Source organism: Aeromonas sp. FL131 (assembly GCF_049860615.1).
GTDB lineage: Bacteria > Pseudomonadota > Gammaproteobacteria > Enterobacterales > Aeromonadaceae > Aeromonas > Aeromonas hydrophila.
On sequence record NZ_CP187595.1, the window covers coordinates 2,153,470 to 2,179,679 of the forward strand.

25 protein-coding genes and 1 pseudogene are annotated in these 26,210 nt (G+C 62.6%); 14 read left to right on the forward strand and 12 right to left on the reverse strand.

Annotation, left to right across the window (positions count from 1 at the left end):
- Positions 1 to 3: 3 nt before the first annotated feature.
- The 4 genes from ACPW75_RS09940 to hypA all read left to right on the forward strand — a co-directional run bounded on the left by ACPW75_RS09940 (position 4) and on the right by hypA (position 2,779).
- Positions 4 to 255, forward strand: coding sequence for a HypC/HybG/HupF family hydrogenase formation chaperone (locus ACPW75_RS09940; protein WP_077096595.1), 252 nt, complete (start codon positions 4 to 6; stop codon positions 253 to 255).
- Positions 249 to 1,367, forward strand: coding sequence for a hydrogenase formation protein HypD (gene hypD, locus ACPW75_RS09945; protein WP_077096596.1), 1,119 nt, complete (start codon positions 249 to 251; stop codon positions 1,365 to 1,367). Before ACPW75_RS09940 ends, hypD begins: the two co-directional genes overlap by 7 nt.
- The gene (hypE, locus tag ACPW75_RS09950) at positions 1,364 to 2,368 is read left to right on the forward strand and encodes a hydrogenase expression/formation protein HypE (RefSeq protein ID WP_077096597.1); all 1,005 of its coding nucleotides are present in this window, start codon (positions 1,364 to 1,366) and stop codon (positions 2,366 to 2,368) included. The genes hypD and hypE overlap by 4 nt, the downstream gene beginning before the upstream one ends.
- Positions 2,369 to 2,437: 69 nt before the next feature.
- Positions 2,438 to 2,779, forward strand: coding sequence for a hydrogenase maturation nickel metallochaperone HypA (gene hypA / locus ACPW75_RS09955; protein WP_005333346.1), 342 nt, complete (start codon positions 2,438 to 2,440; stop codon positions 2,777 to 2,779).
- Here the strand turns inward: hypA and ACPW75_RS09960 are convergent.
- Positions 2,757 to 3,167 (reverse strand): hypothetical protein, encoded by a 411-nt coding sequence (locus ACPW75_RS09960; RefSeq protein WP_404833757.1) that lies wholly within the window; start codon positions 3,165 to 3,167, stop codon positions 2,757 to 2,759. The two genes, hypA and ACPW75_RS09960, sit on opposite strands and share 23 nt — an antisense overlap.
- Between ACPW75_RS09960 and hypB the strand changes: the two are divergent.
- A pseudogene (gene hypB / locus ACPW75_RS09965) lies at positions 3,096 to 3,854 on the forward strand (hydrogenase nickel incorporation protein HypB); the annotation flags it as partial. The gene ACPW75_RS09960 and the pseudogene hypB sit on opposite strands and share 72 nt — an antisense overlap.
- 343 nt (positions 3,855 to 4,197) lie before the next feature.
- Here the strand turns inward: hypB and ACPW75_RS09970 are convergent.
- The 11 genes from ACPW75_RS09970 to hybO form a co-directional block, all read right to left on the reverse strand.
- Entirely contained in the window at positions 4,198 to 4,839 is a 642-nt protein-coding gene (locus ACPW75_RS09970; RefSeq protein WP_077096605.1) for an ATP-binding cassette domain-containing protein, read from the reverse strand.
- Positions 4,839 to 5,627 (reverse strand): ATP-binding cassette domain-containing protein, encoded by a 789-nt coding sequence (locus ACPW75_RS09975; protein WP_077096599.1) that lies wholly within the window; start codon positions 5,625 to 5,627, stop codon positions 4,839 to 4,841. The genes ACPW75_RS09970 and ACPW75_RS09975 overlap by 1 nt, the downstream gene beginning before the upstream one ends.
- On the reverse strand, positions 5,621 to 6,436 hold the full coding sequence (locus tag ACPW75_RS09980; RefSeq protein WP_077096600.1) for an ABC transporter permease: 816 nt from the start codon (positions 6,434 to 6,436) through the stop codon (positions 5,621 to 5,623). The genes ACPW75_RS09975 and ACPW75_RS09980 overlap by 7 nt, the downstream gene beginning before the upstream one ends.
- On the reverse strand, positions 6,426 to 7,436 hold the full coding sequence (locus tag ACPW75_RS09985) for an ABC transporter permease (protein WP_077096601.1): 1,011 nt from the start codon (positions 7,434 to 7,436) through the stop codon (positions 6,426 to 6,428). The genes ACPW75_RS09980 and ACPW75_RS09985 overlap by 11 nt, the downstream gene beginning before the upstream one ends.
- Positions 7,421 to 9,052, reverse strand: coding sequence for an ABC transporter substrate-binding protein (locus ACPW75_RS09990; protein ID WP_077096602.1), 1,632 nt, complete (start codon positions 9,050 to 9,052; stop codon positions 7,421 to 7,423). The genes ACPW75_RS09985 and ACPW75_RS09990 overlap by 16 nt, the downstream gene beginning before the upstream one ends.
- Before the next feature lie 107 nt (positions 9,053 to 9,159).
- The gene (hybE, locus tag ACPW75_RS09995) at positions 9,160 to 9,708 is read right to left on the reverse strand and encodes a hydrogenase-2 assembly chaperone (protein WP_077096603.1); all 549 of its coding nucleotides are present in this window, start codon (positions 9,706 to 9,708) and stop codon (positions 9,160 to 9,162) included.
- Positions 9,690 to 10,220 carry a HyaD/HybD family hydrogenase maturation endopeptidase gene (locus tag ACPW75_RS10000; RefSeq protein ID WP_039213506.1) on the reverse strand — a complete coding sequence of 177 codons (531 nt, stop codon included), beginning with the start codon at positions 10,218 to 10,220 and terminating at the stop codon, positions 9,690 to 9,692. Before ACPW75_RS10000 ends, hybE begins: the two co-directional genes overlap by 19 nt.
- Complete coding sequence (gene hybC, locus ACPW75_RS10005; protein ID WP_039213505.1) at positions 10,220 to 11,923, reverse strand: hydrogenase 2 large subunit; 1,704 nt, start codon at positions 11,921 to 11,923, stop codon at positions 10,220 to 10,222. Before hybC ends, ACPW75_RS10000 begins: the two co-directional genes overlap by 1 nt.
- On the reverse strand, positions 11,920 to 13,107 hold the full coding sequence (gene hybB, locus ACPW75_RS10010) for a Ni/Fe-hydrogenase cytochrome b subunit (protein ID WP_011706348.1): 1,188 nt from the start codon (positions 13,105 to 13,107) through the stop codon (positions 11,920 to 11,922). Before hybB ends, hybC begins: the two co-directional genes overlap by 4 nt.
- Positions 13,100 to 14,125 (reverse strand): hydrogenase 2 operon protein HybA, encoded by a 1,026-nt coding sequence (hybA, locus tag ACPW75_RS10015; protein ID WP_077096604.1) that lies wholly within the window; start codon positions 14,123 to 14,125, stop codon positions 13,100 to 13,102. Before hybA ends, hybB begins: the two co-directional genes overlap by 8 nt.
- 2 nt (positions 14,126 to 14,127) lie before the next feature.
- Entirely contained in the window at positions 14,128 to 15,261 is a 1,134-nt protein-coding gene (gene hybO / locus ACPW75_RS10020) for a hydrogenase 2 small subunit (protein ID WP_011706350.1), read from the reverse strand.
- Between the two features lie 731 nt (positions 15,262 to 15,992).
- Between hybO and ACPW75_RS10025 the strand changes: the two genes are divergently transcribed.
- The 9 genes from ACPW75_RS10025 (at position 15,993) to ACPW75_RS10065 (ending at position 25,971) form a co-directional block, all read left to right on the forward strand.
- A complete protein-coding gene (locus ACPW75_RS10025) occupies positions 15,993 to 16,361 on the forward strand; it encodes a response regulator (protein WP_039213502.1) in 369 nt (122 codons plus the stop codon).
- A complete protein-coding gene (locus tag ACPW75_RS10030; protein ID WP_039213501.1) occupies positions 16,358 to 16,678 on the forward strand; it encodes an STAS domain-containing protein in 321 nt (106 codons plus the stop codon). The genes ACPW75_RS10025 and ACPW75_RS10030 overlap by 4 nt, the downstream gene beginning before the upstream one ends.
- Positions 16,665 to 18,821, forward strand: coding sequence for a chemotaxis protein CheA (locus ACPW75_RS10035; protein ID WP_264098666.1), 2,157 nt, complete (start codon positions 16,665 to 16,667; stop codon positions 18,819 to 18,821). Before ACPW75_RS10030 ends, ACPW75_RS10035 begins: the two co-directional genes overlap by 14 nt.
- A gap of 43 nt (positions 18,822 to 18,864) precedes the next feature.
- Positions 18,865 to 20,541: a methyl-accepting chemotaxis protein gene (locus ACPW75_RS10040; protein WP_077096898.1), complete on the forward strand. Its 1,677-nt coding sequence runs from the start codon at positions 18,865 to 18,867 to the stop codon at positions 20,539 to 20,541.
- A 9-nt stretch (positions 20,542 to 20,550) separates the two neighbouring features.
- Positions 20,551 to 21,078, forward strand: coding sequence for a chemotaxis protein CheW (locus tag ACPW75_RS10045; protein ID WP_011706355.1), 528 nt, complete (start codon positions 20,551 to 20,553; stop codon positions 21,076 to 21,078).
- Between the two features lie 2 nt (positions 21,079 to 21,080).
- Positions 21,081 to 21,944 carry a CheR family methyltransferase gene (locus ACPW75_RS10050; RefSeq protein ID WP_252410719.1) on the forward strand — a complete coding sequence of 288 codons (864 nt, stop codon included), beginning with the start codon at positions 21,081 to 21,083 and terminating at the stop codon, positions 21,942 to 21,944.
- A complete protein-coding gene (locus ACPW75_RS10055) occupies positions 21,941 to 23,017 on the forward strand; it encodes a protein-glutamate methylesterase/protein-glutamine glutaminase (protein ID WP_077096897.1) in 1,077 nt (358 codons plus the stop codon). The genes ACPW75_RS10050 and ACPW75_RS10055 overlap by 4 nt, the downstream gene beginning before the upstream one ends.
- Before the next feature lie 2 nt (positions 23,018 to 23,019).
- Positions 23,020 to 24,228: an EAL domain-containing response regulator gene (locus ACPW75_RS10060; protein ID WP_077096895.1), complete on the forward strand. Its 1,209-nt coding sequence runs from the start codon at positions 23,020 to 23,022 to the stop codon at positions 24,226 to 24,228.
- Positions 24,229 to 24,339: 111 nt separating this feature from the next.
- A complete protein-coding gene (locus ACPW75_RS10065; protein ID WP_077096893.1) occupies positions 24,340 to 25,971 on the forward strand; it encodes a methyl-accepting chemotaxis protein in 1,632 nt (543 codons plus the stop codon).
- Positions 25,972 to 26,210 lie beyond the last annotated feature (239 nt).

The following is a 26,210-nucleotide window of genomic DNA, read 5'->3' on the forward strand; positions in this document are numbered from 1 at the left end:
TCCATGTGTCTATCCATCCCTTCTCAGGTGGTGCAACTGCACCCCGAAGATAACTGCGTCACCGTCGATACCCTGGGGGTGCAGCGACGCGTCAGCTGCATGCTGCTCGAAGAGCCTCTCCAGGTGGGCGACTATGTGCTGCTCCATATCGGCTTTGTGATGAGCAAGATTGACCAGGAGGAGGCGCAGGCCAGCCTGGAGAACTTCCGCCAGATGGTGGCTCTGATGCCCAACCAGGATATCTTGCCATGCTGACCTTGAATGACCTGTTCCAGGGCTTTCGTCAGCCCGAGGTGATCCGCGCCCTCGCCGCCCAGATCACTGAACTGGCCAACGATCTGCCCGAACCGCTGCGGGTGATGGAGGTGTGTGGCGGCCATACCCACACCATCATGAAGTACGGCCTGCACCAGCTGCTGCCGGCCAGCATCGAGTTTGTCCACGGCCCCGGCTGCCCGGTCTGCATCATGCCCAAAGAGCGCATCGATCAGGCCATCGAGCTGGCTAGCCAGCCCAGCGTCATTCTGGTCACCTTGGGGGACATGATCCGGGTGCCAGGCTCCAAGGGCACGCTGGCCCAGCAACGGGCCAAGGGGAGCGATATCCGCCCGGTCTATGACCCCCTCGATGCCCTGCGTATCGCCCGTGAGAACCCTGAGAAAACCGTGGTCTTCTTCGCCATCGGTTTCGAGACCTCCACCCCGATGACGGCCGCCTTGTTGGCTGCCGCTGAAGAGCAAGAGGTCGAGAACCTCTTGTTTCATATCAACCATGTGCTGGTGCCCCCCGCCATTCATGCGGTGATGGCCGACGGGGTGGCCAAGGTGAACGCCTTTATCGGCCCCTCCCATGTCAGCGTCATTACCGGTGCCGATATCTACCTGCCCATCGTCGATCGCTATCAGGTGCCTGTGGTGGTGAGCGGCTTCGAACCGGTGGATGTGATGGAGGCGCTCTTGATGATGGTGCGCCAGAAGGTGGAAGGCCGCTACGCGCTGGAGGTGCAGTACAGCCGCGCCGTCACCGCCAGCGGCAATAAAGCCGCCCAGCGGCTGGTCGAGCGCTTTTTCGAGACCCGCGAGCACTTTCGCTGGCGAGGTCTGGGGGATATCAACGCCTCCGCCCTACGCCTGCGCGATGCCTTTGCCAAACGCGATGCGGAGCGCCACTTTCAACTCAGTGAGACCCCCATCGATGACCACAAGGCGTGCCAGTGCGCCGATATCCTGCGCGGCCTGGCCAAGCCGAACCAGTGCAAAGTCTTTGGCCGTGGCTGCACCCCGACCCAGCCCATGGGCAGCTGCATGGTCAGCTCCGAGGGGGCCTGCAATGCCTACTACCGATATATGGGGATCCAGGAACGATGAGAGAAATCCAACTTAGCCACGGCGGTGGCGGCGTCGAGATGAACCAGCTGATCAACCAGCTCTTCTTTCGCCACTTTGGCAACGAGATCCTGTTGCGCGGTGAAGATGCCGCCCTGCTGCCAGTGAGCGGCCCCGTCGCCTTCACCACCGACAGCTTTACCATCTCGCCGCTCTTCTTCGAGGGGGGCGATATCGGCAAGCTGGCCATCGCCGGTACGGTCAACGATCTCGCCATGATGGGGGCCAAGCCCGAGTATCTGAGCGCAAGCTTTATCATCGAGGAAGGCTTCCCCTACGCCGATCTGGCCCGCATCGTCGAGTCGATGGCGGCCGAACTTGCCAAGAGCGGTGCCCGCATCGTCTGCGGCGACACCAAGGTGGTGCCCAAGGGGGCGGCCGACAAGATCTTTATCAACACCAGCGGGGTCGGCACCTTTCCGCGGCCTGAGCAGAGCCGGGGCATCTCGGTACGCAACCTCAAAGCCGGTGACGCCATTCTGGTGTCGCGGGATATCGGCAGCCACGGCGCCTGCATCCTGATGGCCCGTGACGCCCTGCAACTGGGATCCGATCTCAAGAGCGACTGCACCACCCTCTGGCCGCAGGTCGAAGCGCTGCTGCAGGCTGGCATTACCCCTCACGCCCTGCGCGACGCCACCCGCGGTGGCCTTGCCGCCGTGCTCAACGAGTGGAGCAGCGCCTCCGGCGTTGCCATCGAGCTGGAGGAGTCCGCTATTCCAGTGTGCGATCCGGTGCGGGGCCTGTGCGAGCTCTACGGTTTCGAGCCCCATGATCTCGCCAACGAGGGGACCATAGTGCTGGCCCTGCCCGCCGAACAGGCACAGGACGCGCTGGGCATCTTGCGGCAATTCAACCCAGCAGCCAGCCAGATCGGCGTGGTGCAGGCGAGCGATCGCCACAAGGTGATCCTCAACAACCCCTGGGGCAGCCGCCGCTATCTGGAGCTACCGCAAGGGGAGCTGCTGCCGCGGATCTGTTGAGCGGCCATGCCGTTCCGTCAATTACAGGGAGGAGTCACTGCTCCTCCCCATATCGGTTAAGGAGCCACCATGCACGAAATGTCTCTGGCCATGGCCGCCATCGATCTGGCGGCTGAACAGGCCACCCAGCGGGGCTTTACCAAGGTGACCGCCCTCTGGCTCGAGGTCGGCAGCTTCTCCTGCGTCGACCCGGACACCATTGCCTTCTGTTTCGAGGCCGCCGCCAAGGGCACCGCCGTCGAGGGGGCCCAACTGCACTTTCAGCACCAGGCGGCAGAGGCCTGGTGTTACGACTGCAACAAGACGGTCACCCTCACCGAGCGCGGGCAGGCCTGCCCCGAGTGTGGCGGATACAAATTACGAGTCGCGCAGGGTGATAGCCTGCGCATCACCGACATCGAGGTAAGTTGATATGTGTAGCGTATGCGGATGCGGCCAGGCGCGGATCGCCGGCCATGAGCACGATCATGAGCATCATCACGAACATGAACATGAACATGAACATCACCATAAACATGGTCATGAACACGACCATCATCATGCCCATGACGCCCATCACCATCATGACCACGAGCAGAGTGCGCCGCGCACCCTGATCATTCACCACCACTACCACCATCAGGGGAATGTCCATCATCACTACCACGGGGTGCAGGCTCCGATAAGCCATGAGGGGCATGATCACCCCCACCATCATGATCATGCCCACTCTCATGACCACGGCTATTCCCACGCGCATCCCCATGACCATGACCATGACCATGACCATGACCATGACCATCAGCAGGGTGATCTGCACTATGGCAAAGGGGAAGCGGGATTGTCGGTGCCCGGCATGGGACAGCGCCAGCTGATCGCCATCGAGATGGATGTGCTGGCCAAGAACAATGCGCTGGCCGCCCACAACCGCGAGCACTTCACAGCTGCCGACCAGCTGGTGCTCAATCTGGTCTCTAGCCCGGGTTCAGGCAAAACCACTTTGCTGTGCGAAACCCTGCGCCAGCTGGCCAACAAGCGCCCCTGCGCGGTGATTGAAGGGGATCAGCAGACCAGTGCCGATGCGGATCGCATCCGTGCCACCGGTGTCCCTGCCGTGCAGATCAACACCGGCAAGGGCTGCCATCTGGACGCCAAAATGGTTCACGATGCCTGCCATCAGTTGCCTGACAATCAAGGGGGCATCCTCTTTATCGAGAACGTGGGCAATCTGGTCTGCCCCGCCAGCTTCGATCTCGGCGAGAAGTACAAGGTAGCGATCCTCTCCGTCACCGAGGGGGAAGAGAAGCCGCTGAAATACCCGGATATGTTTGCCGCCGCCCAGCTGATGGTGATCAACAAGATCGATCTGCTGCCCTACGTCAGCTTTGACGTGGCCCGCTGCATCGAGAACGCCAAACGGGTCAACCCCTATATTCAAGTGATCCAGGTCAGCGCCACTACCGGTGAAGGGATGGATGCCTGGCTCAACTGGCTGGCGACTGCCTGAGTGCGGATAGATCACAACCGCTGATAACGGTGGATAACAAGAGAGGGAGGCTGATGCCTCCCTCTCTTTATCTGCGAAATCTGCGAACCTTGTCAGGCGCTCTCTCTATACCGAATAGCCAGCGTTTCATACTCACCCCCCTCACCCTAACCCTCTCCCCAGGGAGAGGGAACTGGTTCGTGGATGCCGACAGCAGGCAGCAACGATGCGACGCCCTCAGACCCCTTAGGGGGCGCTTCGAGCATAACAACTAGCATTTGCCCCCCCAAGCTTGGGGAGAGGCACCTTCCGCCCCCTTCTCCCCTTGCGGGAGAAGGGCTGGGGATGAGGGGGAAGCCAATCTTCAGGCCACGCTGCGGGACATAGACTCCGCCTCAGCAGGCGCCTCACCAAAGCGCAGCACCCGATGGCAGATTTGGCGCAATAATGCCTGCTGGTGACTGAATACAAGCATGGCGAGGCCACGCTGCTCGCACTCAACCATCAACTCCCGCCAGAGTTGACGCTGGATTTGCGGATCCAGCTGGGCGGTCACCTCGTCGGCAATCAGCAACCGGGTGCGGGGATCGAGGGCGCGCAGCAGCGCGATGCGGGCCAGCTCGCCGCCGGAGAGCTGACCGGGTTTACGACTGAGCCACGCAGGCTTGACCATAAAGCGAGCCAGCATGGCGTCATCGGGACGCCATACATCCCACAGCGCCTGCCCGGTGGTGCGATAGGGATTGAAGGTGAGCTCCGGGTGCTGGGGCACCAGCTGGATGGGGTTATAACCTTTTACCTGTTCAGGCACCGGCTGCCCATCCAGCAGGATCTGCCCGCCGGCCCCAATCGGTTGCCAACCCGCCAATACCCGCCCCAGGGTGGTCTTGCCATGGCCGCTAGGGGCGGAGATACCGAGCCGCTCGCCCGCTTTCACCGTCAGCGACAACCCCTGCCAGAGGGGGCGCTCCCCCTGGGCGATGGTGAGATTTCGTACTTCCAGCATCATGAAACCTCCGGCGCAGAAAAGAGCGCGTTGAACTCCGGTAGCGCCTGCCAGTGAGCGCGGAGCATCTCGCTCCCCAGCCCCTGGCGCAGGTGGTGGCTGCTCAAGGTGTCGCTCACCTGCCCCTGATGCAGCGCGACGATGCGATCGGCAAAGCGGGCAGCCAGCGCCAGATCGTGGGTCACCCAGAGGATGCCGCTGCCCTGATTGGCCAATTCACGCAACTGGCTGAGCAGCTGGCAGGCCAGCCCCTCGTCGAGCCAGGCGGTGATCTCGTCCGCCAGAATGTAGCGGGCACCGCCAAGGGCCGCGGTACAGGCCAGAATGCGCTTGGCCATACCGCCGGAGAGCTGGCGCGGATAGCTGTCCAGGGTGGTCGCGGGCAACTGGTAGCGCAGCAGTTGCTCGCCGAGCCGATCGCGAGAACCACTTTGGCCGCAGAGGCGTGCCGCCCGTCCCAGCTGACGCTCCACCGTCAGCAATGGATTGAGGGCGCTTACCCCCTGTGGTACATAGCAGAGAGTGTGGCCGCGCAAACGGGCCCGGCTGGCATCGCACAGGGGCACGCCATCGAGGGAGATGCTGCCGCGCATCCTCAGGTTGTCCGGCAGCAATGTCAGAGCGCTTTGCAACAGCAGGCTCTTGCCCTCGCCGCTCCCCCCCACCAGCGCCACGATTTCGCCGGGCGCCAGTTGCAGGCTGATATCGGTCAACAATGGCTGCCAGCTGCGCCGCCCCAGCCAGGAGTAGTGGGCTGCCTCTATGGTCACCTGGTCAAAACTCAGCATGGTTCACTCCTGTGCCACAACAGCTGTTGCAAGGCGCGGGTAGCCTGATCAAACAGCAGGACCAGCAGCAGCAACATCAGCCCCGGGAAGAGGGCAAGCCACCAGCCGCCACCGGCCAGATAACGCAGGGCATCGGCCAGCAGCAGGCCCAGCGAGGCCTCGTGGGCCGCCAGACCAAAGCCGAGGAAGCTCAGCGCCGCGCTGTGCAGTACCGCATGGGGAAACATCAGCAAAGTCCCGATAAACCACTGGGGCAACAGCCCCGGCAGCAGGTGGGTGCGCCAGCGGCGCAGCGCCCCCATCCCCTGACAGCGGGCCAGCACCACGTAGTCGCTGCTGGCGATGCGCCGTGCCTCGGCGCAGAGAATGAGTGCCAGCTTGGGCCAGTGGGTGAGCGCTACCGCCAGGATCACCCCGCGCATGCCGCCCCCTGCGGTAAAGCAGATCAGGATCAACAGCAGCATATGGGGCAGCGCCAGCATGGCGTCGATCACCAGCCGCACCGCCGCATCGCACCTGGGATGAACCAGCGAGAGGCTCGCCGCCACCATGGCCAGCAGACCGCTGCAGAGGGCCGTGCTGATCCCCAGTTCCAGACTGGTGAGGGTACCCTGAAAGGCCCGCAGCCAGAGATCCCGTCCCATCTGATCGGTCCCGAACCAGTGCGCCAGCGAAGGGGGTTGCTGGCGCGCCAGCAGATCCATCGGCACATCCTGATGAGAGAGGCTCCAGCCATAGCTGGCCAGCAGCAGCAGGCAGATCAGCGCAAAGCCCAGCCGCAGCAAGGAGGGGAGCGGATTAAACAGCATGCACACCCTCCCAGCCGCGGTTGATACGGGCCAGCAGCACCCGCGCCGCCGTGTTGCCCAAAAAGACCAGCAGGGTACAGAAGAGCACGATGCCCATCAGCAGGGGGATATCCCCCCTCAGCCCCGCATCCACGGTGGCCTGACCGAGCCCCGGATAGGAGAAGACCTTCTCTGCCAAGAGCGATCCGCCAATCAGCTCACCGAGGGAGGCAAACTGCAGGCAGAGCGCTGGGGTCAGGGCATGGCGCAGCACGTGAAAGCGCAGCATGGGCCAGCCACCATCGCCCTGGGCGCGGGCGTAGCGAATAAAATCGCTCGCCAGCACCTCGGCCACCCGCTCCCGGGTGTGCAGCGCAATGTTACCAAGCCCCAGCAGGGCCAGGGTTGTGACCGGCAGCAACAGATGGCGCAACCGCATGGCCCAATCCGCCTCATCGGCAGCGAGCCCCGGGGTCCAGGCGCAGCAGACCGGCAACAAGGGCCAGTGCACCGCAAACAGCGCCAGCAGCAAGAGGCCCACCCAGAAAGTGGGCAAGGAGGCGAGCAGGTAGGCAAAGCGGCAGATAAGGCGATCGGGCCAGCGGTTGAGATAGCGACCGGCGCAGAGGCCCAGCAAAATCCCGAAAAAGCCGGAGAGCAGCCAGGCACCCGCCAGCAGCAGGAAGGAGGCAGCAAAGCGCTGGCCTATTACCTCACCCACCGGTGCGTTGTAGAGCATGGAGTAACCGAGATCTCCTTGCAGCACCTGACTAAACCAGTGCCAGTAGCGCAGCCAGAGCGGCTGATCCAGCCCCCAGCGGGCGGCGATACGGGCGTACTGTTCCGGCGGCACATGGAGCAGATCGTTGCCGATATAGGCCTTGATGGGGTCGATAGGGGAGTAGCTCAGCAGCACAAAGGTGGCGACCGAGACCAGACATAACAGCCCTGCCAGACGCAGCAGGGCTTTTAGCAACAGATAACCTGAACGACTCAAGGGCGAACTTAACGGCACGTCCACCGCCAATCCTGCAGGTTGTTGAGGAGTGACCAGCTACCGTGGATTTCCGGCGCCCCCTTGCCAAGGTCGATGCAACGGTTAGCGAGATAGGTGTGCTGCACATTGAGCAGCCAGGCCCAGGCGGCATCTCCCTGCACTCCAGCGCCGGTCTTGCCATCCCACTCCACCTGCTGCCAGAAGGGCACGGCCGCCTGCCAGTTCGGGGCATCCAGCGCCTGCTTGAGGTGGCTATCCACCACTGGGTTGCTGTAGTAGCCCGGATTGTAGAACTCCACGCCACCGGAGCCGCTCTGGTAGTGGTGATAGAGCTCCATGGGATCCAGACTCCCCCACCCCATCAGCACCGGATTGGCGTGCATCTCCCGCTCCACCTGCTCCCAGCTGCCGGACTTGAGGCTCACCTCGAGGCCAATGGGTTTGAGCATGGCTCGCACCGCTTCCGCCAGATCCCGGCGGGTGCTGTCGCCACTGGTGTACCAGAGAGTAAAGGCGGCGCGCAGGGAGCCCTTGTGGCGAATGCCGTCACTGCCCATCTTCCAGCCCGCTTCGTCGAGCAGGGCGTTGGCGTGGGCGGCATCCCCGTCCTTGAAGGCGGTGGCTTTGTTCAGCCAGGGCAAGCCTTCTACCGCGCTGTAGGCGGGAATGGCGTGCCCCTCCAGCAGCTGGTCGGCCAGCAGCTTGCGGTCGATGGCGTAGTTGATGGCGCGGCGCACCGCTACATCCGAGGTCACGTCGTTGCCGATGGGATAACCCTTGGCATCTTTGCTGCCCGCTGGAGGAATGGGGAAGACGATGCCGCGGTTCTCGACACTCGGCCGCACCCACAGCTTGAGGGAGGCAGGCACGGTAGGCGCCAGCGACGGGGCGATGCGCACCACATCGAGCTGGCTGCTCTGGGCGGCGGCATAGGCGCTCTCTTCATCGATAAAGACAAAGACCAGCCGTTTGAAGTCATTGTTGCCACCGGCGTAATAGGGGTTCGCCTCCACCACCAGCTGTTGACCGGGCAGGAAGCTCACCAACCGGTAAGGGCCGGCACCGACCGGCTTTTGGGCATATGCTTTTGCGTCGTAATCCTGCTTCGACACTATCCCCAAAGATCCCAGCACGTTGACAAAGGTGCTCTGGGGAGCACTCAGGGTGATGGCAACTTCGGTGGGTGAGAGCACCTTGGCCGAGACAAAGTTGCCCATGTCGATCTTGCCGCCGCCTTGGGCTGCGCTGTTGTAGGTGAAGGCCACATCCTCGGCGGTGAGCGGTGCACCATTGGAGAATTTCAGTTCAGGCTTGAGAGTAATGATCCACCCCTTGCCATCCTTGCTCGGGGTCACCGATTGGGTGAGCACATTCTGCCAGCTGAGATCGGCGTTCTGTTTGAGCAGCGGACTGTGCAGCAGCAGGTAGCTGCCGTGGCTCCAGCCAAGCAGCGGGTCGAACCCTTCGGTGGGCTCACTGCCGATGGCGAGCTTGAGTTCGGCGGGGACGGGCTGGGCCGCCAGCGCCATGGAAGAGAAACCGCCCGAGAGCAGGGCCAGCAAGGCGGCCGCCGTGACAGAGAGGCCTTTGCGGCGGGTGGCGTTGCTGCCTGAGTGGCAGCCAAAGCATTGAATGGTCATAAGATCCCTTGTTCGTTTTACCACTCACTACCCAAAAAACAGGGGCACGACAGAAGCGAGTGAGGGGCCAAAACGGCCCCTATTCTAAACCTGATTGCAGATGAGACCTAGCGCTGGGTACCACCCACAGCGTCGCTGCGCCGGCCGCTGAACAGGCGACGCCGGCTCAAGTTCACGCCGCCCTCCCCCTGCTGCACCGGAAGCGAAAGCAGCATCTTGAGGGTGCTGCTCACCAGCGAGCGCCCCTCGTCGGCCCCCAGATGCGGGTCGATGGGGGACATGAGCGAGCAGGCCAGCAACTGCCCCGTCTCGGGCAATGCCCCCACCATAAAGGTCAGGTTGCCGCAGGGGAGCTGCAGGGCGAGCCGATCGCTGCTGCCGCGCACCGGCCAGAACTGTTCCGGCCCCGGCAGTACCACCACGCTCAACATCCAGGGGGTGAGCACGCAGCCGAGCCACTGACCTTCAAACAACGTACACTCGGCCACGATGGGCATGGCCGGGTGGTAGAACGGCAGCGCCTGCATCTCTTGCTGCGCGATCCGCTCGTACTGGGCTACCAGCAATGGTGCGGGATTGGTGGCAAAACCGCTAAACTCCTGCGCCGGCTCTTGCGCGGCTTCGTTCACTGCCTCATTCACAATGGATTGCACCATACGCCCTCCCGCGCTCGCTCGGCCTTCTCCTGCTCAGAGAGCGGGATGGCCGGTGCCCCCAGGCTGGCCAGCAGAGTCAATATCCGATCCGTCGCCTCCCCCATGGCAGCCGCCACCACCGGGGTGAGGCCGATGCGGGGCTCGAGGGATTCGGGTTCGACCCCGATCAGGGTGAGCCGCCTGGGGGATTCTCCCGTCATGTGCAGCGCCGAGAGCACGTCCGCCAGCCCCAGCTGATGGGGGGAGATCTTGCGACCGAACAGGGTCGGGATCTCCTCATCCTTCAGGGTCACCACGGTACCCGGCGGATTGCCGCTGCGCACCGCATCCGCCAGTATGATGTGATCGCGACTGGCCATCACTTCGAGCAGTTCCATGCCGGCGGTGCCGCCGTCAAGCAGCTCGATGCCAGGGGCGAAGCGGTAGTCGCGCTCCAGCCCCTCGACGATCCGCACGCCGACGGCCTCATCGCTCAACAGCAAGTTGCCCACGCCCAGGATCAGGGTGTTCATCACAGCACCTTCACCTGAGTCGTTTCACCACTCTGGGTATCCACCACGTGCACCGCGCAGGACATGCAGGGATCGAACGAGTGGATGGTGCGCACCACCTCCAGCGGCTTGGCGGGGTCGGCCACCGGGGTGCCCACCAGGGATTGCTCGTAGGGGCCGGGCTCGTCGTTGAAGTTGCGCGGGCCCGAGTTCCAGGTCGACGGTACCACCGCCTGATAGTTGGCAATTTTGCCGCCCTTGATGACGATCCAGTGGGAGAGCATGCCGCGCGGCGCCTCTTCAAAGCCCACCCCGCGAAACTCCTTGTCCGCCGGGATCTCGGTCTTGATGTAGGCGCTGAAATCTCCCTTGCCGATGTTGTCCACCAGCGCCTTCCACTGATGGGACAGGGTGTCTTTCAGCACGCAGCAACGCACCGCCCGGCCGATGATGCGGCCCAGGGTGGAGTGCAGCTGTTCGGTCTTGATGGCAGAGCCAGTCAGCGTCTTGTAGAGGCCGTTCAGCTGATCGAAGTGCGCCACCGTCTCCGGGTGCTTGGCGGCAAGCTTCACCAGCAAATCGGCGAGCGGCCCCACCTCCACCACCTTGCCGTAGAAGGTGGGGGATTTGACCCAGGAGTACTTGCCGTCATCCTGCCAACCGGTGTAGTTCGGCTCAGTCTTGCCCTCCCAGGGCTTGAGGGGGGCGTCATCCTTGTACCAGGCGTGCTTGTTGCTCTCGGCGATGCCATCCATCAGCCAGGCATCCTGATGGCTCTCGATGGGGCGATAGCCGGCCAGATCGCCATTCTCGATGTAGCCACCGGGCATCAGGAAGCTGCCGCCGTCACCGTCGGTGGGCAGCTCAGGCACGCTCAGGTAATGCTTGGCCCCCTGCCCCAGGTTCAGCCACTCGGGGTAGTGGGCGGCTATGATGGCGGCATCCACCTTGTAGACCTGCTCGATAAACTCGCCGAGCCGGTCGATAAAGCTCTTCACGTAGAGCAGCCGCTCCAGGTTGAGCACGCTCGGCGCATCCAGATTGATGGGGTTGGCCACCCCGCCCACCGCCAGGTTCTGGATGTGGGGAGTCTTGCCGCCGAGGATGGCGACGATGCGGTTGGCATCGCGCTGACACTCCAGTGCCTGCAGATAGTGCGCCACGGCGATGAGGTTCACCTCCGGGCTCAGCTTCATCGCCTTGTGGCCCCAGTAACCGTTGGCGAAGATGCCGAGCTGGCCGCTCGCCACCAGGGCGCGGATCTTGTCCTGCACCTTGGTCAGCTCGTCGGCGCTGTTGAGGGACCAGGTCGATACCCCCTTGAGCAGGTCGGCCGCCTTTTGCGGATTGGCCTGCAGTGCGGCCGTGATGTCCACCCAGTCCAGCGCGGAGAGCTGATAGAAGTGGACGATGTGATCGTGGATGTTGTGGGCCGCAATGATCAGATTGCGGATGTACTGGGCGTTGACCGGCACCTTGGCACCGATGGCATTCTCCACCGCCCGCACCGAGGCGATGGCGTGAATGGAGGTGCACACCCCGCAGATGCGCTGCACTATCATCCAGGCATCGCGCGGGTCGTTGCCCTTGACGATCTCCTCCATCCCGCGCCACATGGTGCCGGACGACCAGGCCTTGGTGACGACGCCGCCTTCGATTTCACAGTCGATACGCAGGTGACCCTCGATGCGGGTGATGGGGTCTATGGTGATACGTTGGCTCATACGTTGGCTTTCCCTCGGGCCTGATAATCTTGGTGAACACGTTCAAGTGATGGCAGTACCGGCAGCAGCCGGATCAGCAGCAAATAGGCACACACCTCGATGGCGACGAAGCCCAAGGAGATCAGCACTTCCGCCGCGGAGGGGAAGTAGTGGTAGCCATTGCCGGGGTTGAAGGCGAGCAGGGAGTAGTCCAGTCGCCAGAGGGCGGCGCCCAGCAGCATGCTGAGGGCCCCCAGGAACAACATGCGCGAATCGCGGCGGCTCTTGTCCCAGTGGAACACCAGCAGCGGGAAGATCATCAGCGCGATCTCGCTCCAGAACATCAAGGCGTAGCGATCCCACTGGGAGAGGTACTCCGACTTGTCGTTGATGACGATCTCGGCAAAGCGCAGCGCCACAAACAGGATCAGGAAGATGTCGATCACCTGGGTCAGCTTGTAGAAGAGCGGCTTCTCGTTGGGGCCGCGCCCCGCCAGCCCCGCCTGCACCAGGGAGCCTTCAAACACCACGATGGAGAAGCCCATGATGAAGGCGGTGAGCAAGGAGAAGACCGGCAGCAGCTCGTAGCTTTGCCAGAGCGGATGGATCTTCTCCCCCGCCACTATCATCAGGGATCCCATGGAGGATTGGTGCATGGTGGGCAGCAGGGCCCCCAGCGCCAGGATGAAGAACATGACCTTGTTGATCCGCGCAAGGGAGACCTTCCAGCCGAACTTCTCCATCAGCACGGGGGCAAACTCCAGCGCCATCACCCCGATGTAGATGGTCATGCAGACCGCCGTCTCGAACAGCACCGAGGAGGTGTTGAAGAAACCCGGAATGTAGAAGTAGGGCAGGTTCCAGTAACGGCCGACGTCGATGGTGATGGAGAGGCCGCCCAGGGAATAGCCGAACAGGCTCGCCAGCAGGGCCGGCCGCACCAGCGGGTGATACTCGCCCCGGTTGAAGACGTAGACCGCCCAGGCCAGCGCCCAGCCGCCGCAGGCGAAACCGGTGCCGATCAGCAGATCGAACGAGATCCAGAGCCCCCAGGGGTAGCCGCCGTTCAGATCGGTGACCGAGCCCAGCCCGAAGATCAGGCGTTTGAGGATCAGCATGCCGCACAGGATGACGAACGGCGCCAGCACCATGACCGGCCAGCTGACCAGCCTCCCTCCCAGCGGATGTGCCTTGTGATTACTCATGATCCTTGCCTCCCGATTGCTTGTCATGGCCCGCGTGCGAGTCATGATCGTCGCCATCCTGATGGTCCTTGGTGTTGCGGCGAATGAGCACCGAGAGCCCGGTCAGCACCACCAGCGGCAGCACCATCCCCTTGTAGAGGGTGTGCTGGATGTGCTCGGAGCGCGCCCCGGAGGAGAGCTCCGGCAAGTCAGGCATGTCGAGCTTGGTGTAGGGCACCCCGGCCAGCACCAGCACCTGGGTGCCGCCCCCCTCCTTCTCGCCATAGACATAAGGCTGGTAGTTGGGCACTTCATGCAGGTAGGGATCGTTGGCGCTGAAGGTCTGGCGCGGATAGGCATATTCTCTGCCCGGCGTTGCCAGCAGCCGGCGCTTGGCCTCGGCCATCAGCGCCTCGCGGGTGCCGAAGATGACGGCGCCGGTGGGGCACACCTCCACGCAGCCGGGCAACTTGCCCTGATCGATGCGCGCAAGCCCCTTCTGGTTGCAGAGCTCGCACTTGTGGATCGCTCCGAACGGGTTGTCGTAGTCATATTTGGGCACGTCGAACGGGCAGCCCACCATGCAGTAGCGGCAGCCGGTGCAGACATCCGGGTCGTAATGGACGATGCCGGTTTTGGGATCCTTGGTCAGCGCCTGCACCGGGCAGACGGAGACGCAGTTGGGATCGACACAGTGCATGCACTGCTTCTTGATGTAGGCATAGCCATCCACCAGCTGATCCTTGTGCTCACCCGTGCCGCTCTTCCACACCTGAATGATGTTGTTGGTGTAGGGGCTCAGCTTGTCGTTGTTGGACCAGGTCGCTTCCCCGGCCGGATTGGCCGGGTTGCCGTTGAGGCGCTGACACTCCGCCACGCAGGCCTGGCAGCCGATGCAGAGGGTGGAGTCGTAGAGCATGCCGAGTGCGCCGGGAATGGGCGGCTTGTTCTCGGCCGCCGCCAGGGCAGTGCCGGAGACGGTGGTGCCCGCCGCCAACGCACCGACGGAGGCGAATTTGAGGAAGTTGCGTCTGTTCACGGTCACTCCTCCCGTGAGGTGTGCTGCCCGGCTTCATGGCGCTTCTGCTGGCGACCGAGCTCACGCACCGTCATCAGACTCACCCCGACCAGCACCCCGAGCGCCCCACCGATAAGGCCGGTGGCGGTGGGCGACATGTGTCCTCCCTCCTGGATGGCCACGTCGGGCTTGTTCACCCGCGGGGTGGGATTCTCCACCTTGGCGAGCTGGAAGATCCCCTTGCTGAAACCCACTCCCTGCTCGTTGCAGCCGTAGCAGGGGTGGCCTATGCCCACCGGCCAGATGCCGCCGCCCACGTCGCAGAACTCCAGGGTCGAACAGTTGCCGTAGGTCTCCGGCCCCTTGCAGCCCAGGTGATAGAGACACCAGCCCTGACGGTGGCCCTCGTCGCCAAACTCCTTGGCGAAGCGGCCGGCATCGAAGTGCGGACGGCGCTCGCAGTTTTCGTGGATGAGCCGTTCATAGGCAAACAGCGGCCGCTTCTTGGCATCGAGTGCCGGCAGCTTGCCGTAGGTGATGTAGTAGGCGACCGTGGTGAGGAAGTTGTGGGGGTTGGGCGGGCAGCCCGGGATATTGATAATCGGCGTGCCGAGGTTGCCGAGGGCCTCTTCCAGGCTGACGGCACCGGTCGGGTTGCCGCCGCTGGCGGGCACTCCACCCCAGGCGGCGCAGGAGCCGATGGCGATGACGGCAGCCGCATCGGCAGCCGCGCGGCGAATATGGTCGACGATGGGTTCACCCGCCACCATGCAGTAGATACCGCCGTCCTTGAGCGGGATGGAACCATCCACCACCAGCACATACTTGCCCTTGTAGCGTTCGATGGCATTGTGCTTGTTCTCTTCGGCCTGATGGCCGAAGGCCGCCGAGAGCACCTCGTGGTACTCCAGCGAAATGGTGTTGAGGATCAGGTTCTCGATGGTGGGGTGGGTGGCGCGCAGCAGCGATTCGGTGCAACCGGTACACTCCTGCGCCCCTATCCAGATCACCGGTGGCCGCTCGGGGCTGGTGAGCGCGGTGGCCATCTTGGCCACGGCATGCTGGCTTAATCCAAGGGTTGCGGCCATCCCGGCGCACAATTTCATGAAGTCACGGCGATTAATTCCATGAGCCGATAAAAAAGTATCCTCGACCATTCTTTTTATTCCCGTAGTGAGCACTTGTTTGATAAATGCTTAATAGCGGAAATGCTAAGTACTCCCCCCCTGCCCCGCGTTGATCTCCATCAAGTGACGGAAGATTATTCAAATAGAAAACTCATCAGCATGGATTTAAAAATTTCATATGTAGCATAGACTTAGAAAGCATGGCACTAACCACCAAAATACCCACTAGGGGGTAATTTTGTGTGTTAATGAATTTAATTCATTTAAATTACCCGTTAATTCGTGATGTTAAATAATCAGAATGAAAGCGTTGTCACACTATTTGACCCGGTCTTTATGTTACCAGCCATAGGCTATTTTACCTCGTCAAAAGTGGCTGATAATATATACCTTTATATTTGTATGATTATATGTAAACAAGTGGAATGGACGCGCGAACGATATTTATTATCAGCTTCTAAAATAAGCTTACCTGCCTATTTCAAGAAATATCCCCCTTGCTTGATTAATTAACTGACATCAACAGGGTATCTGCATTTCCCCCCTATTTCCCCTCTTGCAACGGGTGGCCCACCCCCTCCTTCCCGGCCTGGCTGCGCCACCTGGCCCGTACAACTGGCTCCATTTGTCTCTATTGGTCGGTGATGACATAAAAATCTCTCCAACATCAAGCTGTTGAACAACAATTATCACTGAGCCCTGAGTGGGCTCTGCCCTTGGCGCTAAGGGCAAGGAATCCATGCAGTCGATGAGGATGACCGATGAGCAAAACCATACTGGTGGTGGATGATTCCGTGGGGATCAGGGCGGCCATCACCATGACGCTCAGCAGCGCCGGTTTTGAGGTGGTTGAGGCCGGCGATGGCGAAGCCGCCCTCATCGAACTGGAGCAGCGGCGGGTACACCTCATCATCTCCGATCTCAACATGCCCGGCATGGATGGCATGACCCTGCTAAGGCGGGTCAAGGCTCAGCAGACTACCCGCTACCTCCCCTTCATCATGCTGACCACCGAAGACTCCGAGCAGATCAAGCGGGAAGGATTCGAGGCCGGCGCCCGAGTCTGGCTCACCAAGCCGTTCGAACCGCTCAAGCTGCTGGACGATGTCTGCAAGGTGGTGCAGCCATGAGCCTGACGATCGACACCCGGCAGACGCCGGTGACCGCCACCCTGAGCGGCGAGCTCAGCGTCATCACGCTGGGGGATCTGCAGGATGAACTGTTCGGTCTGCTCAATTTCTCGGTATTGACGCTGGATCTCACCCCGCTGGAGATGCTTGACGGCTGCGGTGCCCAGCTCATCGCCATCCTGCAGCAGGAGGCCGGCCAGCAGGGCAAGCAGCTGCGACTCGAGGCCGCTGAAGGGAGCCAGGCCCGCCATGTCTTGAGCCTGATGGGATTGTGGCCGACCGACCATGGGGAGGGCCGTGTGGATGGACATCAATAAGGCCCGCGCCCTCTTCTTCGAGGAGGCCTACGAGCAGTGCGACAATCTGGAACACGCCCTGCTGGATCGCGACACCTATCCGGCCAACCCCGATACCTACAATCTGATGTTTCGCACCGCCCACACCATCAAGGGCTCGGCCGGCATGCTGGGGCTGGCCATGCTGGTGCGCTTCGCCCACGCCATGGAGAACATGCTGGAGCGGCTGCGCAGCGGCGAGATTGCGCTGGACGAACACCTCATCAACCTGCTGCTGGCCTGCAACGATCAACTGCGCGACCTGCTGCAAGGAGCCGAACACAACCCCGAGCTGCAACAGACCGAAACCCAGCAGATCCTGGCCCTGCTCTCCCAGTTGCAGGGGCACCAGACTCTACCCAGCCAGCCGCTGATCATGCCGGCTCCCGCACCAGCCAATCAGGCGGATCGGCGCGCCTGGCACCTCTCCCTGCGCTTTTATCCGGCCCTCTATCAGGACGGCTTCGATCTGCTGGCCTTCATTCGCTACCTCGGCAACCTGGGGGAGATCCGCGTCATCCAGCCGGTCTGGCAGGAGTGGCCCCCGCTGCAACTGCTCGATGCCACCGAGTGTTTTCTCGGCTACGAGATTGGCCTGCTCAGCGCCGAACCGGCCGAGCGGATCCGGAGCACCTTTGACTTCGTTGCCCACGCCAGTCTCATCTGTCTGCTCAGCCCCCATCAGGATCTGGCGCAGTTTTCAGAACAGGGGCAAAAGCTGGCGGCCTGGCGCAATGAACCGCTCGCGGCCCAGCTGCAGCGCTGGGTGCAGGCCGGTGCCCTGAGCGAAGAGGAAGCGGCCTGCATCGCGCAGGGTGAACTGACGCCCGGCGCGGCAAGCGCAGAGCCTGCCCTGGCGCCCCCCATCCAGTCAGCCCCCCCGCCGCAGGAGGCCCCCCAACAACAGACCAGACCCGCACCGCTGCGGGCGGAGGGGCACTACATCCGCATCGAGGCGGCCAAGCTCGATCGACTGATCAATCGGGTCGGCGAGCTGGTGATCGCCACCTCGGCCACCACCCTGCAAGCGAGGATGAGGGGCGATGCGGAGCTCATCGAATCAGTGGCCATCGTCAACACCCTGGTGGAAGGGATCCGCGACGACGCGCTCACTCTGCGCATGGTGCCCATCAACGAGATCTTCAACCGCTTCCCGCGACTGGTACACGAACTGTCCCAGCAGACCGGCAAGGAGATCCAGCTGCAGATCCGCAACGCCGATACCGACATCGACAAGTCGATGGTCGAGAAGCTGACCGACCCCCTGATGCACCTGGTGCGCAACGCCGCCGATCATGGCCTCGAGGAGCAACAGGCTCGGCTCGCCGCCGGCAAGCCGGCGCAGGGCACCATCACCCTCAACGCCTATCACGACGCCGGTGCCGTGGTGGTGGAGGTCAGCGATGACGGCCGCGGCATCGACCGCGACAAGATCCTCGCCAAGGCCCATGGCCAGGGGCTGCTGCCGGAAGGCAAGGTATTGAGTGAACAGGAGATCTTTCAACTGCTGTTTCTGCCCGGCTTCTCGACGGCCAGCGATGTCAGCGATCTCTCCGGGCGGGGAGTCGGGCTCGACGTGGTCAAGCGCAACCTGGAGTTTCTGCGCGGTGAAACCACCATCGACAGCCGGCTGGGGCTGGGCACCACCTTCAGGCTGAGGCTGCCGCTCACCCTCGCCATCATCGACGGTTTTCGCATCGAGGTGGATCACGCCTCCCTGGTGATCCCCCTCGACATGATGGTCGAGTGCATCGATCTGCCGCCGGATGCCCTGCTCACCCCGGCCCGCCAGATCAACGTGCGCGGCGAGTGGGTGCCCTTCATCGTCCTGCGCGAGCTGTTTGCCCTGCCCCCTGCCGACGAACCCGAATTCGTGGTGATGGTGGACTATGCCGACCATCGTGCCGGCATCGTGGTGGATCGCCTGATTGGCGAGGTGCAGGCCGTCATCAAGCCGCTCGGCGAGCTGTTCAAGTCCCTGCGCTACGTGAGCGGCTCCACCATTCTTGGCAACGGCCAGCCGGCGCTCATCCTCGACGTCCCCCAGCTCATCCAGCTGGCCTGGCGGCGGGAACAACATGCGCTCCGGCAACAGGCCGATGCCCTCTACAGCCTCAGAGATTGACCACACACCTTAAGCACATCAACGGAATTGACGGAGTCAGACCATGGACTGGTTTCACAACTTGCAAGTCAGAACAAAGCTGGTGTTCTCGTTCTCCATCCTCATGGTGCTGCTGGTGGTGCTGTCGCTCACCAGCTACTACTCCACCAGAACCATGATGCAGCTGGTCAGCAACATGCACGCCAACCAGCTGTTGCCGATCAAGGACATCGCCAACGCCAACATCTATGCGGTCTATCAGAACCGTGCCCTCTATCGCTACATCGGCGAGGTCGACCCGGATCTCAAGGCTCAGGCGTTGGTCAATGTCGACAAGTTCGAGAAGGGGATGTGGGATTTTCTGGCCAGCTACCGCAAGACCTATCTCACCCAGCGGGAGGTGGACCTGCTCACCCGCTTCGATCAGGCCTGGGCCACTTACAAGCAGTACGCCAGCGAGATCCTGAAGCTGGCCCAGACACCGGGCCAGGATGGGGTGCCCGAGCGCAACGCCTTTCGGCTGATGGGTGACAAGGGGCGCCCCGCCTTCGACATCGCCGATTCCCTGTTGAGCGATCTGGTCAAGGTGAATGCCGAGCTGGCCACCCAATCCATGGATGAGAGCCAGAACATCTATCAGGACAACCTGCAGATCCTCATCGCCATCGCCAGCGCCGCCTTTTTCATCTGCCTCATCCTGGCCCTGCTGGTGACCCGCAGCATATTGCGCCAGCTGGGGGGCGACCCTTCCTACACGGTGCAAGTAGTGTCCAGGGTCGCCGAGGGGGATCTCTCCACTCCGGTGCTGCTCAAGGCCGACGACACCTCGAGCCTGCTCTATGCAATCAAGAGCATGGCCCACCGCCTCTCCGACACCCTCAACGAGGTGGGCGCCATGTCGGAAGCCATCGGTTCGGCCTCCGAGCAGGTGGCCGCCACCGCCAATGCCCTCTCCCAGACCTCCTCAGAGCTCGCCTCCAGCGTCGAACAGACCAGTGCCTCGGTCGAGGAGATGACCGCCACCGTCAGCCAGAATGCCGACAATGCCAAGGTGACCGAGAACATCTCCACCAAAGCGGCCAGCAGCGCCACCGAAAGCGGCAAGGCGGTCGGCGAGATGGTGCACGCCATGAAGGAGATAGCGTCGCGCATCACCGTCATCAACGACATCGCCAACAAGACCGATCTGCTGGCCATCAACGCCGCCATCGAGGCGGCCCGCGCCGGCGAGCACGGCAAGGGCTTTGCCACCGTCGCCGCCGAAGTGCGCAAACTGGCCGAACGCTCCCAGACTGCCGCCAAGGAGATTGGCGAGCTGGCCGGGCGCTCGGTCAGCGTCGCCGAACAGGCGGGATCCTTGCTGCGTGAAATGCTGCCCGGCATCGATCAGACCGCCACCCTGGTGCAGGAGATCGCCTCAGCCTCCCGCGAGCAGCGGGCCAGCGTCTCCCAGATCAACATTGCCGTGACCCAGATAAGCGACGGCATGCAGGCCTCGGCCGCCTCGGCGGAAGAACTGAGCTCCACCTCGGAAGAGCTGAGCTCCACCGCCCTGCAGTTGCAGGAGCTGATGCAGCAGTTCACCCTGCGCGGCGGCAACACTCGCCAGCCCTATACCCCGCACGGCGGCGCCCATGTCATCCGGCGCAGCAAGCCGAAGTCCGCATTCTCCCGCCCCTACCCTTTTCATGAAGAGGATCTGGAGCGAGAGATAGACGATGGCAAGTTCACCAACTACTAGGAGCCGGCGATGAGAGACAAGCTTGCCCCTGATACCAGCGCCCACTTTCACTGCGTCACCTTCATGCTGGGCGGCGAACTGTACGGCATCGACATCGGCTGCATCCGCGAGATCATCGAATTCGAGGGGATGACCCCGGTGCCCATGATGCCGCGCTTCGTGCGAGGCATCATCAACCTGCGCGGCGCCGTGGTGCCGGTGATCGACCTCTCCATCCGTTTCGGCCGGGGCCAGACCCTGCTGCAACCCACCACCTGCGTCGCCATCCTCTCCCTGCCCAACAGCACCGGCGAGGAGCAGGAGATCGGCATGCTGCTGGATGCGGTCTGCGAGGTGTTGGAGATCCGCAGCGACGCCATCGAACCGGCCCCCACCTTCGGCACCCACATCCGCGGCGACTTCATTCAGGGGGTGGTCACCATCGATCAGCAGTTCGCCATCCTGCTCGACATGCACAGAGCCCTCTCCATCGCCGAGCTGAGCGCCATGGCCGAGGCGGCCACCGAGCAGCAGTTCTCCCCGGAACAAGGCGGCTGACCATGGTGGCGCCCCCCTTCACCGCCGAACTCACCCCGACCCTCAGCCAGAGCGAGTTCGATCTGTTTCGCCGCTTCATCCTGAATTCGGCCGGCATCGATCTTGCCCCCTGCAAACGGGCGCTGGTGCAATCCCGGCTCGCCAAGCGGCTGCGGGCGCTGCGCCTCACCAGCTATCACGCCTACTGGGAGCGGATCAACCAGTCCATCGATCCCCACGAGCGGCAGCTCGCCATCAACCTGCTCTCCACCAACGAGACCTATTTTTTTCGCGAATCCCAGCACTTCAGCTGGCTCAAGCACCATGCCGAACAGCTGCTTGCCACTCGCCGCCAGCCGCTGCGAGTCTGGTCCGCCGCCTGCTCCACCGGGGAAGAGGCCTACTCCGCCGCCATGGTGCTGGCCGAACAGCTCGGCATCAACGATCGCTGGAGCATCCACGGCACCGACATCAACACCCGGGTCATTCCCTTTGCCCGCCGCGCCGTCTACTCGGTCGAGCGGGCCCAGCACGTGCCGCCCCATCTGTGGTTGCGCTATTTTCAGCGCGGCCATGACGAGTTCGCCGGCAAGATCCGGGTCAAGCCGGAGCTGGCCGGCAAGGTCACCTTTGCCAACCTCAACCTACTGACCTGCGGCGACTATCCGGAGCGCAACTTCGACGTCATCTTCCTGCGCAACGTGCTCATCTACTTCAATGACGAGACCAAGGCCCGGGTGCTGTCGCAGCTCTGCAACTTATTGCGCCCGGACGGCTACCTGCTGGTCGGCCACTCCGAGATCATCCGCCAGCAGGATCTGCCGCTGGTGCAGGAGGCCCCCTCCCGCTACCGCTGCCTGCCCCTTCAGCCCAAGGAGCTGCCATGACCATACGCGTGCTTATCGTCGACGACTCGGCCCTGGTACGAGAGGTACTGACCCAGATGCTGAGCAAGGCGGAAGATATCGAGGTGATCGGCGCCGCCTTCGACCCCATCTTCGCCATGCAGCAGATGAAGAAGTGCTGGCCCGACGTCATCATCCTCGACATCGAGATGCCGCGCATGGACGGCCTCACCTTCCTCAAGAAGATCATGGCCGAGCACCCCACCCCGGTCATCATCTGCTCCTCCCTCACCGAAGAGGGGGCCATGATCACCCTGGAGGCGATGTCGGCGGGGGCCATCTCCATCGTCACCAAGCCCAGCGTCGGCATCAAGAGCTTCCTGCAGCAGTCCGCCAACGACTTCATCCAGGAGATCCGGGGCGCCGTCGGCGCCAAGCTGCGCAATCTGCTGCCCGGTGCCGCCCCGCTGCCGGTCACCCCGAGGCGCAATGCCGACGAGGTACTCTCCCCGCCGGCGGAGCGGATCTCCTTTCGCACCACCGAGAAGATAGTTGCGCTCGGCACCTCCACCGGCGGCACCCAGGCGCTGGAGTACCTGCTCTCCCGCCTGCCCGCCACCTGCCCGGGGATCGCCATCGTCCAGCACATGCCGGCCCGCTTCACCGCCTCCTTTGCCGAGCGGCTCAACAGCCTCTCCCAGCTGGAGGTGAAAGAGGCCGAGACCGGCGATCGCCTGCTGCCCGGGGTCGCCATCATAGCGCCAGGGGGCAAGCACCTGCTGATCCAGCGCAGCGGCACCCAGTATCTGGCGGAAGTCAAAGAGGGGCCGCCGGTCTCCCGTCACTGCCCCTCGGTGGACGTGCTGTTTCGCTCGGTGGCGGTGAGTGCGGGGCGCAACGCCCTCGGCGTCATCATGACCGGCATGGGGGATGACGGCGCCCGCGGCATGCGGGAGCTGCACGACACGGGCGCACGCACCATTGCCCAGGATGAAGCCAGTTGCGTGGTGTTCGGCATGCCCAAAGAGGCCATAGCCCACGGCGGAGTGGATGAAGTCATGTCCCTCACCCACATTACCCAGACGCTCAGCCGTCCGGATCTACGAGGCGTGTAATTATGTCATTGGAAAAATGGCAAGGCCGCAGTGCCATGGTGGTGGATGACTCCCGCACCCAGCAGTACGAAGTGACCTGTCTGCTGCAGGAGCTGGGGTTCGGCCAGATCCACCTGGCCCATGATGGTCAGGATGCTCTGAACAAGCTGCAGCAGCTCGAGCGCATCGATCTGCTGCTGACCGACCTCAACATGCCCGGCATGGACGGGGTCGAGCTCATCAGCAACCTGGAGAAGAACACCCACTACCGGATGTTCGTGGCCGTGATGAGCGGGGTGGAGCGGGACGTGCTGGACGTGATCCACGCCATCGCCGATGCCAGCACCCTGGAGGTGATCGGCGTGCTGTCAAAGCCGCTGCGACAAAGCGATCTGCGCAACATGCTGCAGCATTGCGATCCGCTGGCGCACCGGGAAAACAAGAAGTGGATGCAGCTCACCTTCACCGCCGAGGATGTACAGCAGGCGCTGGACAACCGCCAGCTGATCCCCTTTCTGCAGCCCAAGGTGCTGATGGCGGACGCCAGTCTCTACGGCTTCGAGGCGCTGGTGCGCTGGATCCATCCCGACCACGGGGTCATTCCCCCCATCTGCTTCGTTCATCACCTGGAAGAGGGGCAGCTGGCGCTCGATTTCTTCTACCAGTTCCTGCACGCCACCTGCGAGGCGCTCACCACCCTGGGCGCACTGTCCGAGCATCCCACCTGCTCCATCAACATGCCGGTCAGCCTGCTGCTGACGGACAAGCTGGTCGAGAACATGATTGCCATCGTGCAGGCCCATCAACTGCCCTGCAGCGCCATCATCATCGAAGTCACCGAGACCACCTTCATGTCCAACCTCGCCATGTCGCTGGGCACCCTGGCACGATTGAGACTGCGTGGATTCGGCATCGCAATGGATGATTATGGCACCGGCTACTCCTCCATGAAGCAGCTATCTCGCTGTCCTTTCACCGAGATCAAGATTGACAAGGAATTCGTGCACGACGCCCATAGCAGCCCCAAGAAGCTGGCTATATTGACCTCAGCGATCGTCATGAGCCAGAAGCTCAACCTCAAGACGGTCGCCGAGGGAGTGGAGACCGAAGAGGACTGGAAGCAGCTGGCACTGCTCGGCTGCGAGCTGGCGCAAGGCTATTACATCAGCCGACCGCTGCCGGTCGATCAGATTGAAAAATGGTTTGCCGAATGGCAGGCCAGGGCGACCTGAATCGTGTCCCTTTGCGCTATTGAGGAACCCCGCTCTGAGAGGGCGGGATAACAACAACACCGGCAGTATCGACATCGCTGCATGGACGCTTGAAACAAGCATGAGGCTACCATGAACAACCTACTTCGCCAGCTCTCCATCAAGACGCGGCTTATCGTCTCCTTCCTGTTGCTGAATCTCATCCTGATCGGGGTCGGGCTCTACGGCAAGCAGAACACCAACACCATCAATGACATGCTTAACGACATGTACCTCAACATCCTGACCCCCATCACGGATGTCGCCAACGCCAACATGCAGGCCATCTATCACAACCGCTCGCTGTTCGATTACGTCATCGAGCCGACCCAAAGCGGCATGGACAAGATTGCCAGGGATATGGATCTGCACGAGCAGAAGATGGTCGCCCTGCTGGACAAGTACCGGGCAACCCAGCTGAGCGAACCGGAGAAAGTAGCCTTGGCGGACTTTGACCGCGCCTGGCCGCTCTACAAGGAAGCGGCGCACAAGGCGATGGCGGCAAGTGCAGCCAACGACAACGACAGCGCCATCAAGCTGATGAAGGGCGAGGCCGCCACCACGTTTCAGGTGGTGGACGATCTGCTCAGCAAGCTGGTCGACATCAATCAGGGGCTGGGCAAACAGGCCTTTGATGAGAGCGACGTGATTGCCAGCGACATCACCACCGCCACCTACACCATACTCGCCATCTCGGTGCTGCTCTCCTTGCTGCTGGGCTGGTTGCTCAGCAGCAGCATCAACCAGCCGCTGCTCGCCATCATGCAGGATCTGCAGCAACTGGCGCAGGGCCGGCTCACCGCCCCGGATCAGGCCGAGGGCAACGACGAGCTGACCCGCATGCAGCAGGCGATGATCAGCACCCGCCGCAGCCTGCGCGACATCGTCTCGACCATGCAGCATGCTGCCGAAAGCCTCACCGCCAGTGCCTCCCAGCTGGGGGCGGCGGCCGAGCAGGTCAATACCAGCTCCCAGCAGCAGTCCCTCGCCACCGCCAACACGGCCGCCTCGGTCGAAGAGCTTACTACCTCCGTCTCCCAGCTCTCCTCGTTTGCCAATCAGGCCAACAGCGTGGTGATGCAATCCGGGGAGATAGCCAAGGCTGGCGAGAAGCAGGTCAAGCACGCCTCCCAGGAGGTGCTCAGGGTCACCACGGCGGTCAACGACTCCGCCAAGCAGGTGCAGGGACTGTTTGACGACATCACCCGCATCAGCCAGATCTCGGTGATGATCCAGGGGGTCGCGGATCAGACCAACCTGCTGGCGCTCAACGCCGCCATCGAAGCGGCCCGGGCCGGCGACATGGGCCGTGGCTTCGCCGTGGTGGCCGACGAGGTACGGACCCTGGCGGCGCGCACCACCCAGGCCACCCAGGAGATCAACGAGATGCTCACCTCCATCCAGCAGGGGGCCACCAGCGCGGTCAAGGGGATGAACGCCTGCTCCGACAGCATGAGCACGGTACGGGAGACCACCGAGGGATCCAGCGAAACCATGGCCCAGGTGGATCAGAGCTCCCGCAAGGTGGTGGAGCTGATCCAGGAGATAAGCTCCATGCTCCACGAGCAGGCTGCCGCCAGCCAGCTCATCGCCCAGTCGGTGGAAGAGATCACCCAGATGTCGCTGGAGAACGTCTCCGCCGCCGAGAGCGTCAATCACGACGCCTCCCAGCTGACCACCATCATCCAGCAGCTCAACCAGGGCATCGGGTTCTTCAAGGTATAACCACGACCTGCCCGACCATGGGCCGGGCGGGTCCCTCCTCCTTATCCTGCCATCAAGCTCCCATCTTTACCCCGCCTCTTTGCCGCGGGCTCACGACGGCCGGCGCTGGAATGCCGACATCAGAGCGGCATCCGCTCAAACATCCATCAAAAACAGCCCAAAACAGCCTCATTCCCCTCCCGTTTGGAGGGACAAAACCAGTGATAAATACTGGGTCATAGGGAGCCAGAGAAAGCGTT